This is a genomic window from Rhizobium mesosinicum (assembly GCF_019511345.1).
GTDB classification, from domain to species: Bacteria; Pseudomonadota; Alphaproteobacteria; order Rhizobiales; family Rhizobiaceae; genus Rhizobium; species Rhizobium mesosinicum.
In genome coordinates this window covers 1-14,843 of the sequence record NZ_JAEUAK010000015.1, presented here as the reverse complement: position 1 = coordinate 14,843, position 14,843 = coordinate 1, and the positions used below count along the sequence as shown (strand labels likewise).

The 14,843-nt window shown below is 63.9% G+C and carries 16 protein-coding genes; 8 read left to right on the top strand and 8 right to left on the bottom strand.

Features of this window, described 5'->3' with window-relative positions; genetic code table 11:
• The first annotated feature begins 18 nt into the window (after nucleotides 1-18).
• The gene (locus JNB85_RS27380) at nucleotides 19-405 is read left to right on the top strand and encodes an acyl-CoA thioesterase (RefSeq protein WP_007816464.1); all 387 of its coding nucleotides are present in this window, start codon (nucleotides 19-21) and stop codon (nucleotides 403-405) included.
• A 4-nt stretch (nucleotides 406-409) separates the two neighbouring features.
• On the top strand, nucleotides 410-994 hold the full coding sequence (locus JNB85_RS27375) for a hypothetical protein (protein WP_220337680.1): 585 nt from the start codon (nucleotides 410-412) through the stop codon (nucleotides 992-994).
• A gap of 219 nt (nucleotides 995-1,213) precedes the next feature.
• Here JNB85_RS27375 and JNB85_RS27370 read toward each other — a convergent pair whose 3' ends face one another.
• The 5 genes from JNB85_RS27370 to JNB85_RS27350 form a co-directional block, all read right to left on the bottom strand.
• A complete protein-coding gene (locus tag JNB85_RS27370; RefSeq protein WP_220337562.1) occupies nucleotides 1,214-2,386 on the bottom strand; it encodes a DUF1501 domain-containing protein in 1,173 nt (390 codons plus the stop codon).
• A gap of 9 nt (nucleotides 2,387-2,395) precedes the next feature.
• A complete protein-coding gene (locus JNB85_RS27365) occupies nucleotides 2,396-3,979 on the bottom strand; it encodes a DUF1800 domain-containing protein (protein ID WP_220337561.1) in 1,584 nt (527 codons plus the stop codon).
• A 213-nt stretch (nucleotides 3,980-4,192) separates the two neighbouring features.
• On the bottom strand, nucleotides 4,193-5,389 hold the full coding sequence (locus JNB85_RS27360; protein WP_220337560.1) for a GGDEF domain-containing protein: 1,197 nt from the start codon (nucleotides 5,387-5,389) through the stop codon (nucleotides 4,193-4,195).
• 244 nt (nucleotides 5,390-5,633) lie between these two features.
• Nucleotides 5,634-5,921 carry a hypothetical protein gene (locus tag JNB85_RS27355; protein WP_420852297.1) on the bottom strand — a complete coding sequence of 96 codons (288 nt, stop codon included), beginning with the start codon at nucleotides 5,919-5,921 and terminating at the stop codon, nucleotides 5,634-5,636.
• A gap of 2 nt (nucleotides 5,922-5,923) precedes the next feature.
• Nucleotides 5,924-6,724 (bottom strand): DUF899 domain-containing protein, encoded by an 801-nt coding sequence (locus tag JNB85_RS27350; RefSeq protein ID WP_220337559.1) that lies wholly within the window; start codon nucleotides 6,722-6,724, stop codon nucleotides 5,924-5,926.
• Between the two features lie 118 nt (nucleotides 6,725-6,842).
• On the opposite strand from JNB85_RS27350, the gene JNB85_RS27345 reads away from it, so the two are divergent.
• The 4 genes from JNB85_RS27345 to JNB85_RS27330 all read left to right on the top strand — a co-directional run bounded on the left by JNB85_RS27345 (nucleotide 6,843) and on the right by JNB85_RS27330 (nucleotide 10,218).
• The gene (locus tag JNB85_RS27345; RefSeq protein WP_220337558.1) at nucleotides 6,843-8,063 is read left to right on the top strand and encodes an HTH domain-containing protein; all 1,221 of its coding nucleotides are present in this window, start codon (nucleotides 6,843-6,845) and stop codon (nucleotides 8,061-8,063) included.
• Between the two features lie 31 nt (nucleotides 8,064-8,094).
• Nucleotides 8,095-8,727, top strand: a complete 633-nt coding sequence (locus tag JNB85_RS27340; RefSeq protein WP_220337557.1) for a Vgb family protein — start codon at nucleotides 8,095-8,097, stop codon at nucleotides 8,725-8,727.
• 253 nt (nucleotides 8,728-8,980) lie between these two features.
• Nucleotides 8,981-9,220, top strand: a complete 240-nt coding sequence (locus tag JNB85_RS27335) for a hypothetical protein (protein WP_220337556.1) — start codon at nucleotides 8,981-8,983, stop codon at nucleotides 9,218-9,220.
• A gap of 233 nt (nucleotides 9,221-9,453) precedes the next feature.
• On the top strand, nucleotides 9,454-10,218 hold the full coding sequence (locus JNB85_RS27330; protein WP_220337555.1) for a hypothetical protein: 765 nt from the start codon (nucleotides 9,454-9,456) through the stop codon (nucleotides 10,216-10,218).
• A 158-nt stretch (nucleotides 10,219-10,376) separates the two neighbouring features.
• Here the strand turns inward: JNB85_RS27330 and JNB85_RS27325 are convergent, their stop codons facing one another.
• From JNB85_RS27325 to JNB85_RS27315, 3 genes are all read right to left on the bottom strand, one after another.
• Nucleotides 10,377-11,180: a class I SAM-dependent methyltransferase gene (locus JNB85_RS27325; RefSeq protein ID WP_220337554.1), complete on the bottom strand. Its 804-nt coding sequence runs from the start codon at nucleotides 11,178-11,180 to the stop codon at nucleotides 10,377-10,379.
• An 81-nt stretch (nucleotides 11,181-11,261) separates the two neighbouring features.
• Nucleotides 11,262-11,714 (bottom strand): TspO/MBR family protein, encoded by a 453-nt coding sequence (locus JNB85_RS27320; protein WP_338050370.1) that lies wholly within the window; start codon nucleotides 11,712-11,714, stop codon nucleotides 11,262-11,264.
• A 225-nt stretch (nucleotides 11,715-11,939) separates the two neighbouring features.
• Nucleotides 11,940-12,815 (bottom strand): NmrA/HSCARG family protein, encoded by an 876-nt coding sequence (locus tag JNB85_RS27315; protein WP_220337553.1) that lies wholly within the window; start codon nucleotides 12,813-12,815, stop codon nucleotides 11,940-11,942.
• Nucleotides 12,816-12,922: 107 nt separating this feature from the next.
• On the opposite strand from JNB85_RS27315, the gene JNB85_RS27310 reads away from it, so the two are divergent.
• Together JNB85_RS27310 and JNB85_RS27305 are read left to right on the top strand one after the other, a co-directional pair.
• Nucleotides 12,923-13,840 carry a LysR family transcriptional regulator gene (locus JNB85_RS27310; protein WP_220337552.1) on the top strand — a complete coding sequence of 306 codons (918 nt, stop codon included), beginning with the start codon at nucleotides 12,923-12,925 and terminating at the stop codon, nucleotides 13,838-13,840.
• Between the two features lie 62 nt (nucleotides 13,841-13,902).
• Nucleotides 13,903-14,670: an adenylate/guanylate cyclase domain-containing protein gene (locus JNB85_RS27305; protein ID WP_220337551.1), complete on the top strand. Its 768-nt coding sequence runs from the start codon at nucleotides 13,903-13,905 to the stop codon at nucleotides 14,668-14,670.
• Nucleotides 14,671-14,843 lie beyond the last annotated feature (173 nt).

The following is a 14,843-nucleotide window of genomic DNA, read 5'->3' as shown; positions in this document are numbered from 1 at the left end:
GGCAGATGAGGAGCCCTGATGACCGATGCCGCCAAGCCGACAGGCGAACTGACACTGCGTACGCTCGCCATGCCCGGAGACGCCAATCCGGCCGGTGACATTTTCGGCGGCTGGGTCATGGCGCAGATGGACCTGGCGAGCGGCATCCGCGCCGCCGAGCGCGCCAGGGGGCGCGTCGTCACCGCCGCCGTCAAGGAAATGGCCTTCGAACTGCCGGTCAAAATCGGCGATACGCTGTCCATCTATACAGAGGTGGAGCGCGTCGGCCGCACCTCGATCACGCTCAGGGTTGAAGCCTGGGCGCATCGCTCACGCTATAACCAGCAGGAAAAGGTCACCGCCGGCACCTTCATCATGGTAGCGCTCGACGAGGACGGCAAACCCAAGGTCGTCCCGCAGGAGTGAGATGATGCAGGCGGCGGCGACACCGGAGGTCTACGTCTACATCCGCACCGTGATGTCGATGGTGATCGGCCTCTCGCTCGCCCGCCTGCTGACCGGCCTCGGCGGCATCGTGCAGTCACCCGGCAAGTTCAGGGTCTACTGGGTACATCTCGGCTGGGTCGCCTCGATGTTCCTGTTCATCATCCATTTCTGGTGGTGGGAATATCGCCTGCAGTCGCTGGCGGTCATCTCGTTCGGCGTCTATCTGTTTCTGATCAACTTCTGCTGCCTGTTCTTCTTCCTCTGCGTGCTGATCTTTCCGACCACGATCGAGGATTACGGCGGCTACGAGGAATATTTCATCTCGCGGCGCCGCTGGTTCTTCGGCATGCTGGCAGTGACCTATGTGGTGGATTTTCTGGATACGCTGCTGAAGGGCAAAGCCTATCTGGCGGCCCTTGGGTGGGAATATCCGGTCAGAAACGCCGTTTATATCGTGCTGTGTATCGTTGCGGCCTGGACGGCGAACAGGCGGTTTCATGCGGCGTTCGTGATCGCGGGGCTGCTCTATCAGATCACGTGGATCTTCAGGCTTTACGACTTGATTTGAAGTGTGGGCCAAAGTTAGCGGGATGCAAGCTTGGCACCTCTGGCCCCCTCACCCTAACCCTCTCCCCGCTGGGTAGAGGGGACGTGGCATACGATGGCTTTGAAAATGCAGAAACGATCGCGGCATTTCCCCTTCTCCCCGGCGGGGAGAAAGTGGCCCGAAGGGTCGGATGAGGGGGCCAAGTGCGCTGACGCATACGACATTGTAACAAAACATGCCTCAACCCCGCAAAAACTGCGATCCCTTGTCGAAACTCAAACCCGGAAAGATCTTGCCCGTCAGATCGTCGGCCGACACATCGAACTGCCGGTAGAGCATCGCCGCCGCCAGTTCCCGCACATCGGCCGTCGGCATCAGGTCGCGGTCGTCGAGCAGCGCGCCATCGCCAATTCCCGGCCATTTGCCGAGAATCTTCCCGCCATCGATCGCTCCGCCCGCCAGCACCGCGCAGCCGCCCGTGCCGTGATCCGTCCCGCCGGAGCCATTCTCGCGCACGGTGCGGCCAAACTCCGTCATCGCAAGCACCACCGTCTTCGACCACAGATCAGGCCCGAGCGTGACCTTCAGCGTCGTGATCGCCTGCGCCAGATCCTGTACCGGCCGTTTGAACTGGTTAAGCTGGCCGACATGCGTATCCCAGCCGGTAATCGAGAAGCTGGCGATACGGTAATCGCCCTTCAGCATATTGCCGGCGAGAGCCGCCACATCGGTGATCTTCTCGCCGCGCTGACTGGCTTGCTCGGCATTCATCGAAGCGCTGTTGGCACGGATCGCCTCCTCCATTGCCTTGGCAAAAGCCGGGTCGCCGGCATAGAGCCGCATCAGGAATTGCATCTCATCCCTGGCCGGCCCGAGATTTGAATCCGACGCCCAGACATCGACATTGTTCGGCCCGGTGAGGATCAGCTCCGTGGAGGTGTTGACGTCGATGGCCTTGCGCGCATCCGAGCGCGGGATGACGGCAAGCGCCCGGTTCAGCCAGCCGGTCCTCTCCTCGGCAACATGCTCGCCGCCGGATTCCAGCATGTCCTGCCCGTCGAAATGGCTGCGTTGGTCGCGATAGGGCGTCGAAACGGCATGGACGAAAGAAAGCTCCTTCGCCTTCCAGAGCGGCATCAGATCGGCGGCCGCCGGGTTCAGGCCGAAATGCCCGTTGAGATCGATGAGCCCTTTGTCCGGCGTCAGCGCCAAGGTCGGCCGAAAAGCCGCAAAACCGGCATCGCCATAAGGCTGCACCAGATCGAGCCCATCCATCGCGCCACGCAGCACGATCGTCACGAACCTGTTGTCGCCGGGCATGGCCGCAAAGGTCACCGGTGTGAAGATGGGGGCCGCGGCTAGGCAGCAGGCCGATGTCAGAAAACCACGGCGCGAAAGCATAAACTCCGTCATGACAGGCTCCTATCGGCGATTGAATTCGGGAGAAGCAAGCACCAGCGTCAAGCCGCTGATCTTGTTCGGTGCCTGCGAGACAACGCGGATCGTCTCGTCGCGGGCGGCATCGGCGAGCGTCGCTTTCAGGAATTCGCGCGGATCGGCATCCTTGCCGAACTGCGCGCTGGCGCGGCGCGCCCATGACAGACGCTCGGAAAGCTGGCTTGCGGTGATCCAGGCGGAAAAACTTTCCTCGAAACCGGCCGGGCTTGGCGGCAGCCATGTCGGCTGGCCCATGCGGCGAAGAGCGCCCTGCCCGAGCGCGCGCGCCATCTGGAAAGCCTTGCGCCGCTTGATCTTGGCTTCGTCATCGAGGCTCGGCGGCGCGTTCATTGCTGGAGCGTCGGGGGATCGAGCGTCGGGTGCTTCAGTATTAGGGGCTTGCGCATCCGGCGATCGCCTATCCGATCCGGCATCCTTCGTCGCCGTCACTGCCATCATCTCGTCGCCGTCGCCATCTTCCTGCTGATAGGCCTGCATGAAGGCAGCGACATCGCCTGCGCCCGCGCCGCTGTTCAGCGCCCGAAGCCCGGTCACGATATAATCGAAAGGCTGGCGCGCCTTGGCGCCCTCGTCCCGCCAGGCGGCCGGATGATCAAGCATGGCGCGGTAGACGGCCGATAGCTCGCCATCCGTCTTCTTCCATGCCTCGCTCATGGCAGCGATCAGATCCTGCGGCGGTTGGTCTGAGATGAAATGCACCGAAAGCTTGCGGCTGATATGCTCGGCCGTCTTCGGATTAGCCGCGAGATCGTCGAGCATCGCGAGATAATCCTCGCGCCTGCGCTTGGCCCCGCCATAGCTCACACCGAGCACTTCATGTCGGCCGGGTTCGGATATCTGCGGGCGAAAAGCAGTCTCCAGTTCCTTGTAGTCGACGGTGAGCCCGGTCAGCACCATGGCCGCCGAGCGCACGTCCGCCTGCGTATAGCCGCTGCCGGCGCCAAGTGTGTGCAACTCCAGAAGCTCGCGGCCGAGATTTTCGTTCAGTCCCTTGTTGCGCCGCATGCCGCCTTGGGAACCCGGCCCGAGCGACTGCGCCTGATCGAGATAGATCAGCATGGAGGGATGCTCGGTGGCGCTTCGCAGCAGCGTTGCGAATTTCCCGCCCATGTAAGGCCTGATCGCCTCTGCCTCGTAAAGCGGCACGATCAGCCGCATCGGCAGGCTCTTGGCGGCACTCGTGGAAAAATGATTGGTCCAGAAGGTCGCGAGCCGCTCGTTGAAACCATCGGGCGAAAGCACCGCCTGCATCAGCCGCGCATTGGCATCCATCTGGAAGAGCATCTGCGCGCGACGCTGCAGAAGCCGCCGCTGCTGCCGGCGATCGAGATCGTCGCCATCGGCCTGCCGGATCTGTTTCAGCCTGTCCTGCAGGTCGAGCAGCGCAGCGCGCCGCGCCTCGATGCCGCCGACCGGAAAGCCCGGCACGCTGCCGGCACCGCGCGTCACCTGCGCGATCAGATCATCCTTGGTTTGCGGCGGGGCCTCGCCCGGGCGCAATCCATACCCGAAACGGATCGCCGCCATCGTCGGAAAAGACAGGCTCATGACCACTGACCTCCTCATCACCGGATGGTGACAGGGTCTCAGCCAATTGCGACGGCAGTCTGTAGGAAATGCGGCGATTTTCCGACATGGACGATTTGTAATCTATTGAAATCGTTGGATTCGAGGTGCCGTCGATGTTACATCAGCTACCTAAGGGCAGGCTTGTTGATTGCCGTCGTGGAACGGCACCATTGACCGCATTTGTCGATGGGCTCAGCAGCCCCTGTTGACCGCCACCACCCGCGGGCTGGACATGTCGCGCGGCGGCTCGCCTTCGACCATCACCTTGTTGCGCCCGGCTTCCTTGGCGGCGTAGAGCGCCTTGTCGGCGCGGGCGATCTGCTCGTAGAGGGAATGATCCGCCGGATTGGCGCCGGCGACACCGAAGCTTGCGGTGATCCTGCCGTCGAAACCGATCGGCCTGCCGTCGAAGCCGCTCGCCTTGCGGTCGACGGCGGCAAAGGCCAGCCGCACCTTGTTGGCGAAATCGCCGCCCGCCGCCAGCGGCGTTGCCGGCAGGAAGATCACGAACTCCTCGCCGCCGAACCGCGCCGCAAAGGCGCCCTCCGGCAGCCGCGCCTGCAGCATCTGGGCAAAAGCGCGGATCACCTCATCGCCGGGTCCGTGGCCAAATGTGTCGTTTACCCATTTGAAGTTGTCGATGTCGCAGATGATGACGGTGCCTTGCGCGCCTTTCCTCTCCTCGACCATGCGATCGAAGCCGCGCCGGTTCAGCATGCCGGTCATCGGATCGCGCTCCGCGGCATCACGATGTGCGGCGATCGTATCGAGCGTCGTTGCCGCCAGCGCCGCAAGGGCAAACATCAGCGCCAGTATGGAAGCCGCCGCCTGCATGGTGAAGGCATATTCCGACGAGATGAAATCCTCGTGGCCGCCATAGGACGGCACGATGAAGACGAAGATCACATTGCGAATGATGATATCGGCGATGACGAGGCCGGAGACGGCAAGCAGCAGCTTGTCGGCCGCATGGCGCATGTGCCGCAGACTAATGGCAACGGCAAAGCCGAGCAGCGCCGCGCAGGCAAGATCATTCAGCAGGAATTCTGCCGGAATGCTGACGGCCACCAGCGCGGCATAGAGCATGCCCGCATACATCACCCCGGCAAAGGCAAGACGCAGCCGGAAATAGGAAGGCCGTTTGAACCGGGCCAGCACGGCGCCGGAATAGAAAAGGAACCCAAGAAGGAACAACGCATCGGCGATGGCGGAGGCGGTGCGCTCTTCAAGCAGGCTGTCGAAAAGCGGAACGGAAAATGCGGCCGCAGAAAAAAGATAGCCCGGCCCCCAAAGCTTCGCTTCCCGCGACCCGAACCGGGCGACGATCAGGAAGGTGCAGCCGAAAATCAGCATCATGACCGGCAGCAGGAAGGCGAAATTACTATCCATGACCCCTCGCGGCGGACGCAATACAGAACCGGCGCATCGCAGACGCTAGGACAATGATCTTAAAAAAGGAGAAACCGGCCGGCATCAGAAATTCGGACCAGAACTAGGCATGACGCAGCGGTCGGATGCGTGCAAGACCAAGACCGTCATGATGATCATCGCTGTCCCGGGAGCGATTGCATCGGAGCGTGAGGGCGCGCCGGCAGCCCAGCCGGACAGGGGGCACCCCGCACAGCGCCGCCTTTCAGGTCTGGGGAGCGCAGGGGGCTTGGTGCCTCTCGCCGCCCATCCACCGTAACCATGGCCCGACATGGAACAGGCTCATCAGCCCATACATGGCCGCCATGCCGCTGAACGCCGATGCGCCATGCATCGGCATTCCGCCCATCGAACAGATCATATCCACCGCCGGATCGCTTGCCGAGAGCGCAGCCATTACGGCAAAGGTGGGTGCTGCCGCAAGCGATAGCCCGCGCGCGATACCGGGCAGAAGCGGGCCGGCGCTGATGCCGGCCCCCATCTTCGAAGACATGATCATTGCCCTGCCCCGTAACGATCGTGGTGACGCCACCACACACCGGTTTCGTTGCGCCCCAGCGGCGCGCGGTCGAGCAGCTGATACATGCCCCAGATTCCGTCCAGCCCGCGGGCATAGGAAGAGTAGCTGTGGTAGATCTCGCTGTCCTGCAGGACGAAGGCGCTGAGGCCCGGGCGGTCGCGGGTGTAGGTCGAGATATCGGTGCCTGTCGTTGCGGCCATCTGCGCCACCGGGCCTTCGCCGCCGCGCAGCTCCCATTCCTGTACCCTCTTGCCGGCCTGCGCATCCGGATTCGGCGGTTCGCGGCGGTAGTTATATTCGATGCTGCCGTCGCGCTGTTCCTGCAGCGTGAACACCACATTGAAATCATGGTTGAAATCGCTGCCGGCCGACGACGCCCAGTCGAAGCTCCAGCCCATGCGGCGCTTGAATTCCAGGAGTTTGGCCAGCGGCGCGCGGGAGATGGCGGTAAAGGCGACATCGTGGTTTTCCAGATGAACGGTGACGCCGTTGAAGCCATCGGCGATCGCCGAGCAGGATGGGCAGCCGGCCGTATAGTCCGGCCCGAACATGAAGTGATAGACGAGCAGTTGCGACCGGCCCTTGAAGAGTGCCGAAAACGGCACGATGCCGGCTTCGGTCTCGAACCGGTAGTCCTTGTCGATCTTCACCCAGGGCAGCTCCTGGCGGCGCTCGGCCAGTGCATCGCTGCGGCGCGTCAGCTCCTTTTCCTCCTCGAGCAGCGCCAGCCGCGCCTGCAGCCATTCCGCCCGTGTTCCGGTCTTGTGCATCACCATGGGTCTTCTCCTCACGTCACATTGAAAGGTACGATCCGGCGGGCCGTTGCCTGCCGATGAGGAATAAACTAGGTCTTGTTGCCCGAGGGGTGGGAGTTACAAGTGTGACGGGATTCCGATGGACTCGCTGATAACGGCTGCCGCACAGGCGCTGGCTGTGGGCGATGCTCTGGGCGCCATGAAGCGCGTGGCGCTGCGCGACGACCCGCCGGCGCTGGCGCTGCGCGGCATCGCCATGGCCCAGCTCGGCGACCTTACGCGCGCCAAGGCACTGCTGAAAAGCGCTGCACATGCCTTCGGCCCGCGGGAGGCCGTGGCCCGCGCCCGCTGCATCGTGGCGGAAGCCGAAATCGCCCTCGTCTCGCGCGATCTCACCTGGCCGGAGAAGGCGCTGGAAACGGCCCGCGTCACGCTCGAAAGGCGCGGCGACCGCGTCAACGCGGCGCATGCCCGCAACCTGCAGATCCGCCGCCTGCTGCTGATCGGCCATCTCGATGCGGCCGAAAAGCTGCTCGCCGATCTCGACCCCTCGCCGCTGCCGCCGGCTGCCCGCGCCGGCCACGAACTCGCCATTGCCGGCGTGGCGATCCGCAGGCTGCGCACGGAACCGGCGCGCCAGGCGCTGGCAAGGGCGGCAGAGGCAGCGCTGAAGGCCGATATTCCGTCCCTCACCATAGAGGTACGCGATGCGGCAAGGGTTCTGGAAGCGCCCGCCGCCCGGCTGATCGATAGTGGCACGGAACGCCTGCTGCAGCTTCAGGAGGTCGAAGCGCTGCTTGCCTCCGATACGCTCGTCATCGATGCCTGCCGCAACGTCGTGCGCGCGGGCGGCGGGATCGTGCCGCTCGCAAGCCGCCCGGTGCTGTTTGCTCTCGCCCGCGCGCTTGCGGAGGCCGCACCATCCGATGTCTCCCGCTCGGTCCTGCTTGCCCGCGCTTTCCGCGCCCGCCATGCGGATGAATCCCACCGGGCGCGGCTGCGCGTCGAGATCGGCCGGCTGCGCGCGGCCCTTGCCGATCTCGCTGATGTAAAGGCGACGAACCACGGCTTTGCGCTGATCCCGCATGACGGGCGTGCCGTCGTGGTGCTCGCCCCGCCGGTCGAGGAGGAGCATGCCTCCCTGCTGGCGCTTCTCGCCGATGGCGAATCCTGGTCCAGCACGGCTCTTGCGATTGCGCTTGGCTTGAGCCCGCGCACGGTGCAGCGGGCGCTCGACACGCTTGAAGCGGCCGGCAAGGTGCAGTTTTTCGGGAACGGGAGAGCACGCCGCTGGATGATGCCGCCTGTCGTCGGCTTCCCGACGACATTGTTACTCCCCGGCCCGCTGCCGAGCGACTAACATCTCTCCTGCAACAGAGGACGGAAACACCATGAAAACATCGCAGGCAGAGATCATCCGCGAATACGGCCCCTTCGAAGGCGCGCGCAACATCGGCGGCGTTACGTACGACGGCAGCAAGGTCTGGTTCGCCGCCGGCGAAAACCTCCGGGCGCTCGATCCCGAAAGCGGCACGGAAATCACCGCCATCGACGTCGCCGCTCATGCCGGCACCGCCTTTGACGGACGCTATCTCTTCCAGATCGCCGAAGACAAGATCCGCAAGATCGATCCGGAAACCGGCACCGTCGTCGCCACCATCCCCGCCCCGGGCAAAGGCGCTGATTCCGGCATGGCCTGGTGCGAAGGCAGCCTCTGGGTCGGCCAATACCGCGAAAACTGCATCCACCAGATCGACCCCGAAACCGGCAAGATCCTGCGCACTATCGAATCCAAGCGCCATGTCACGGGTGTAACCTGGGTGGACGGCGAGCTTTGGCACGCCACCTGGGAGGACGACAAGAGCGATCTGCGCCGCATCGACCCTAAGACCGGCGACGTGCTGGAACGGCTGGATATGCCCGAGGACACGGGCGTCTCCGGGCTGGAATCCGATGGCGGCGATGTCTTCTACGCGGGTGGCGGCAGCAGCGGCAAGGTGCGGGCGATCCGCCGACCGCGATGAGATTGCACAGGCTGGATGTGGTGCAGCGCGATTGCGGGGCTGCCGATCCGCTCGCTCTGCGTAAAGTTGGATGAGGAGAAAGCGAGGTCGAGCCGGAAGCCCCCTCATGCGCAAACGTTCCTCACTCCCCCGACAGGAACGGAAACACGCGAGGCGCCGCAGCGATAACGAAACCTTAACCACACGAGAGCCGTTCTGGAACCGTCTCCCATGCAGGAAGTTTCCCTGCTGTGACCGAGCAGGTGAAAGTGACATGGCCCAGTCGTTCCAGGAGCGGTATATCAAGCGCGAAGAGCATCAGCGGATCGTCGATTATTACCGGAAGCTGGTGGCGCGGCTCTATGGCGATGTGCGGGATCTGCGGGCGCAGGCAGAGATGCCGAAAAAGGAAGCTCGGCCGGTCATCGAACGCTCCAGCGAGGTGCCGCAAGACCTCGGGCCGAATGTCGTCAGCCTCGACTCTTACCGCGACCGCCGGAAATCCGGTGCCTGATCAACCCGGCATGTTTCAGCGCATTCGTCTCCGGCGATGCCCGAATCCGCGATTTCCAAGCTAAACCGCCACAACGGAGGGAAAAGGAGCGCTGCGGGCCGGCACGCTGCTGCCCGCCGGAGTGGAACCTTACGGAATCGCACCCGTTGTCATCATAAGGCGCCGAAGACGGCTGCGAGAGCCAAGCGGCATGAGGCGCATCGATGATGGTCGAAATGCCAGGGAGTGATCACATGCCAAATCTTCACAACGAGAACACCCCGACCTTTGCGACGGGCACCGCCACGAGCAGCCTGACCGCCTTCTTCGACAGCCGCGACAACGCCGAACGGAGTGTCGAGCGCCTGAAGGACGCAGGCATCCCGGCTGAGTCTATCCGCCTCCTGCCCGGCTACGAGGCCGACGGCGACCGCGCCAATGTCGCAAGCGACGACCGCTCCGGCTTCTGGGCGATGCTGGCGGGCTGGCTCTTCCCCGATGAGGACCGCGCCGTCTATGCCGAAGGCCTGCGCCGCGGCGGCTTCCTCGTCTCCGTACAGGTCGACGATGCAAGCTATGAAACCGCGCATGACATTCTTGACGACGAGGGCTCGATCGACATGGACGAACGCGCCGACCACTGGCGCCGCGAAGGCTGGGAAGTACCGCGCTCCGCGGCGGCCTATGACATCTCGAGCGACGAACGCAACGGCGCGGCGGAAGGCGACATGACCGTCTCGGAAGACGCCTTCGCGCCGGATCGGACTGCGACGGAACGCGCCATGGCGTCGTCGACCGTATCGGATGAGGCCGCGCCGGCCGCCGACGAACCCGCCGTCTCCAATGATGCCCAGGTGGGCGAGGAAACCGGCGTGCCGAAGATGGCATCCGGCCCCAGCGAGACGCTCGAGGAAAGCGCGAGGAAGATGGAAGCGGAACGTCGTGACGATCGGGCAGACCAATCGCAGTCGCAGAGCGGCGGCGGGCAGAGCCAGTCACAAGGCTTTCGACGGGAGTAGAGCCCTCGCTGGATCACGGCGACCGGCTGAGGCTGCCGTTTCGGATAGCCAAGATGACGCAATTGAAAGAGTGGATTGGGTCTGCTTCATCCTGCGCGGTGCCGTGGGCCCCCCTTGCCGCGGTCACCTCCTCATAATCAATCGCAGCCGACGCCGGCTCACCCCGGAACCCTGCCCCGGCACGCCCAGGCGACCGAAGCAAACGACCGCGGTCCGTCTGGCTCCCCGGCCTCATAGGCATCTCTCACCGCGATATCGACCCTCGCGCGCGTATACGCATCCAGCCCAGCCACATATTTGCCGAGCGGGCCTTCGCCGGCAGCGATCGGCGCCCAGTAATCGTCGAAGGAATTATAATCCATGCGGATGGTCAGCGAGGTCTCTTCGACATCGACGAGGCCGTTGCCGACGAAACTCGCCTTCATCTCGCCCGGCCGCGTCATCGGCTGGAAAGAGTAGCGATGGCGCATCGCCCGCGCATTGGCATCGATCATGGCCACCGTATCCCACATCATCCGCATGCCGGACATGCCGCCATAATGATCCCAGACGGCGGCGGCAACGACACCATCAGGACGCACGACGCGCCGCATCTCGGCCACAGCCCTGCCGGCCTCGGGCACGAAATGCAGCACGAGCAGCGACAGTGCGCGGTCGAAGCTGTTATCCTCGAAGGGCAGTGCGCAGGCGTCGGCTTGCCGGATGGTGATGCGAGGATCAGTATTGCGCCGGCTTGCGGCCTCGACGAAGACAGGCGAAAAATCGATGGCCGAGATCGCCTTCAGACCGGGATTTTCCGCCAGCGCGAAGGTGAGGCTTCCCGTGCCGCAGCCGACATCGAGAACACTTTCCCCATCCGCAAGCCCGGCGAAATCGATGAGCTGGGGCGCGAGCCTTCTGCTCCAGCGTCCCATCAGCTGCTCGTAACCATCGGCACTTTCGACATTGAAACTCGACGGCATCGCAGTCTCCCCCTCGAAAACGGCACAATGTCCGCCCCATTTTTACGACTGCGTGCCAATCACCGCAAGCAGAACCAAACCCTAATTCATCGAGACGATCGCCGCATTGAGCGCGGTCGCATACCCGACCCACAGGCCATAGGGAATGAACAGCGCCGATGATACCAGGTCCCGCCGCCATGAAAGGCCGATGAAGGCGAGGATCGAGAGCAGCAGGACGATGATGATCGCCAGGCCGAGCGCGGGAAGCTGCAGGCCGAAGAAGGCCGGCGACCAGGCGAAATTCAGGACGAGCTGAGCGATCCACGCGATCATGGCAGGCGAAGCCCTGCTCTGCTCGAAGGTCCGCGCGCCCGCTATGCCGATCAGGACATAGAGGATCGTCCAGGCGGGACCGAACACCCAGTTCGGCGGCGTGAACCAGGGCTTGGCAAGCGAGTCATACCATTCGCCCGGCATATTCATGAGGCCGATCAGGAGCCCGCCGCCGAGGCTCAACAGAATGAAAACCAGATAATGATCGAACCGGTGCACCAGAACCCCCGCTTTAGGTGACGGTTGAAGTGGCGTCCGGCCGGCTGTCGTCAAGAGCACCGGCAGATCGCCCGATCAGGCGTCCCGCCAGTAGCGTTTGGGCGCGCGGCCGAAGACGCTTTTGAAAGCATTGCCGAAGGTGGAGTGCGACATGCCGGTGCGGCCTACCTTCGGCATCCTCGGGCTTGTCCCGAGGATGACGGAGACCGCACAGACCGCAAAACCTCACGCCTTGTCGAGCACGCTCCAGTCAAAGCCCTTCGCCCAGTCGGCATAGCTGTGCCAGCCGACCTCGGGGAAATCCCGGCGGAGCGCGGCGATATCGGCGGAGTAGCCGGTGCGGTCGAACCACTCATACATCAGCGCCGCATCCTCGCTCTGCTGGCGCATGGCCGCAATCGGCAGCTCCTGGAAACGGATCGGCCGGCCGATTGCCTCGGTGAGAATCCTCGCTTGCTCCTCGCCGGAGAGTTCGTCGCCGGCAATATCGAAACGCTTGCCGAAGACCTGTTCGCGACGCTCGGCAAGCGCGGCGACGAAATGGCCGATATCGTCGATGGCGATCTGCTGCAGCTTGCGGGCCGGCGGCAGGGCTGCGGCATGGACGCCTTGTTTCAGGCCGCCGATCGCCCAGGGAGCGACGGTATTTTCCATGAAGGCGACCGGGGCGCTGATCGTATAGGGAATGCCGAGCCCGGCGACATGCTGTTCGACCAGATATTTGCTGTCGAAATGCGGGATGCCGGTCTTCCTGTCGGCATCGGCGACCGAGCCATAGATGAGATGGCCGATCCCGGCCTCCTTGGCCGCATCGGCAGCGGCGATCCCCTGGCGCGTCTCGGCCTCGACGCCGGCCTCGTAACTGTTGCCCATCAGGTACATCGTGTCGACGCCCCTGGCGGCCTTGATAACCGACGCCTTGTCATTGAGATCGCCGACGACGACCTCGATACCGTCAGCGGCAAGCCGCCTGGCGCTATCGCTGTCCGGCCGGCGCGTCAGTCCCTTGACGCGGTGGCCGCGTGCGGCGAGCGCGCGGGCGACGGCGCCGCCCTGCTGGCCTGTTGCGCCCGATACGAGAATGGTTCTGCTGTTGCTCATCTCTCTGCTCCTTCTCTTGATGCAGTTGCTGATGGTGCAGATTTAGGATTGCTGCATTGGCTCATAATGGCCTAAAAGTGCCAAACATCGTCCCATCAAGAGCAACAATGATCGATCTCAACGATATCGTGATCTTCTCCCGCGTCGTCGAAACCGGCAGCTTCACCGCGGCTGCCCGGCTGCTTTCCATGCCCAAGACGACGGTCAGCCGCCGGGTTGCGGCCCTTGAACGTGACCTCGGCGTGCGCCTCCTGCAGCGCACGACCCGCAGCCTCGGCATGACGGAGGCTGGGCGGCTCTACTATGCGGAGGCGAGCGAAGCGCTCAGGAAGATCGAGGCCGCCAATATCAGGCTCGCCGAAGCGCAGGCCGAGCCCTCTGGCACGATCCGCATATCGGCTCCCGTCGGCTTCAGCGGCCATTTCCTGCAGGACGCGATTTTCGAATTCATGACGACCTATCCGAAGGCCAAGGTCGAGCTGCGGCTGACCGACGAGCGGCTGAACCTCGTTGACAACGGCATAGACCTCGCCTTCCGCACCGGGCTGCTGGAGGATTCCACCCTTATCGCCCGCAGGCTCGGCCCCACCTATCGCCTGCTCTGCGCCAGCCCCGCCTATCTCGCCCGCGCCGGTCGGCCTTCCGCACCTGATGAACTCGCAGGCCATGACTGCGTCATCGCCGGGCCATCTGCCGCCCATGCGCAATGGGTGCTGGATGGCCCGCAAGGGCCGGAAACGGTGTCCGTATCAGGACGCTTCGCCGCCAACGAGATGCAGGCGGTCATGGAGGCGGCGATCGCCGGCTACGGCATCGCGCAGCTGCCTTACGGGGTCGCCTTCGCCTGCATCGCAGACGGGCGGCTGCTGCGCGTGCTCGGCGATTATACGACCGCCTCCGGCGGCCTGCATGTCGTCTATCCCAGCAGCAAGCACCTCTCGCCGCTGGTGCGCGCCTTCATCGCGCTCGCGGAAAAGCGGCTGCGGGCGGCAGACGCGCGAAATGTCCTGCCGGAAAGCGCATAGGCACCCTGAACAGTTGCCAAAACCGCCCGATAGGCAGAAGCTCCTTTTCTGTCATCAGGAGAATGCGGCACATGGCGATATCGGCGATATCAGGACAGCCGGCACGATCCGGCAGCGCAGGCATCTGCCGCGGCTGCTGGGACCAGATGCATATGCCGATCCCGATCCGCGGCCCGCTCTCGCTGCCCTTGCGAGCCTTCGGGATAACGCGCAGCAAGATGAACCCCGACATCTGCACGATCTGCGAGCGCTCCTTCCAATATGTGAAGAAGCAGCGCCACATCACCGCAGGCGCCACCATCCTCTTTGCCGATATCCGCGGCTATACCGGCCTGTCGGAACGGATCGGCGCAATCGAGCTCAGCCGGATCGTCAGCCTGTTTCAGGATCGCGCCGCACAGGCGATCTGGGCCAATGACGGCATCGTCAACAAGCAGATGGGCGACGGGCTGATGGCGATCTTCAATTTCCCGATCAAGCGCGCGGACCATGCCGCCGCCGCGATCATGGCCGGCAAGGACATCCAGCGCTTCTGCGGCGAGGCGCTGGCCGCCCTCGATATCGGCCAGCCGCTCGGCGTCGGCGTCGGCATCCATACCGGCGATGTGCAGATCGGCGAATTCTCCAGCTTCCGCAGCGATTTCACCGCAATCGGCGGCGTGGTGAACCAGGCGGCCCGGCTGGAATCGCAGGCCGCATCCGGCGAGATCCTCGTCTCGCTGGAGACTGCCCTCCAGGCCCCCGATCTGATGGGCGGCACCGAAGCACGGTCGTTGTCGCTGAAAGGGATCGAGCAGCCGGTGGAGGCGCGGGTTCTGCGGGAGGGCTGAAGCGAGGGGGGCCATGTAGCACCCCCCTCTGGCCTGCCGGCCATCTCCCCCCACAGGTGGGGGAGATAACAAGCCGCCGGACCTTCGCATCCCTCTACCGTTTTGCCAACTGCAATGCTGATTGTTTTGGGAAACCAGCGCCCCCAGCTAGTCTCCCCCACCTGTGGGGCTGA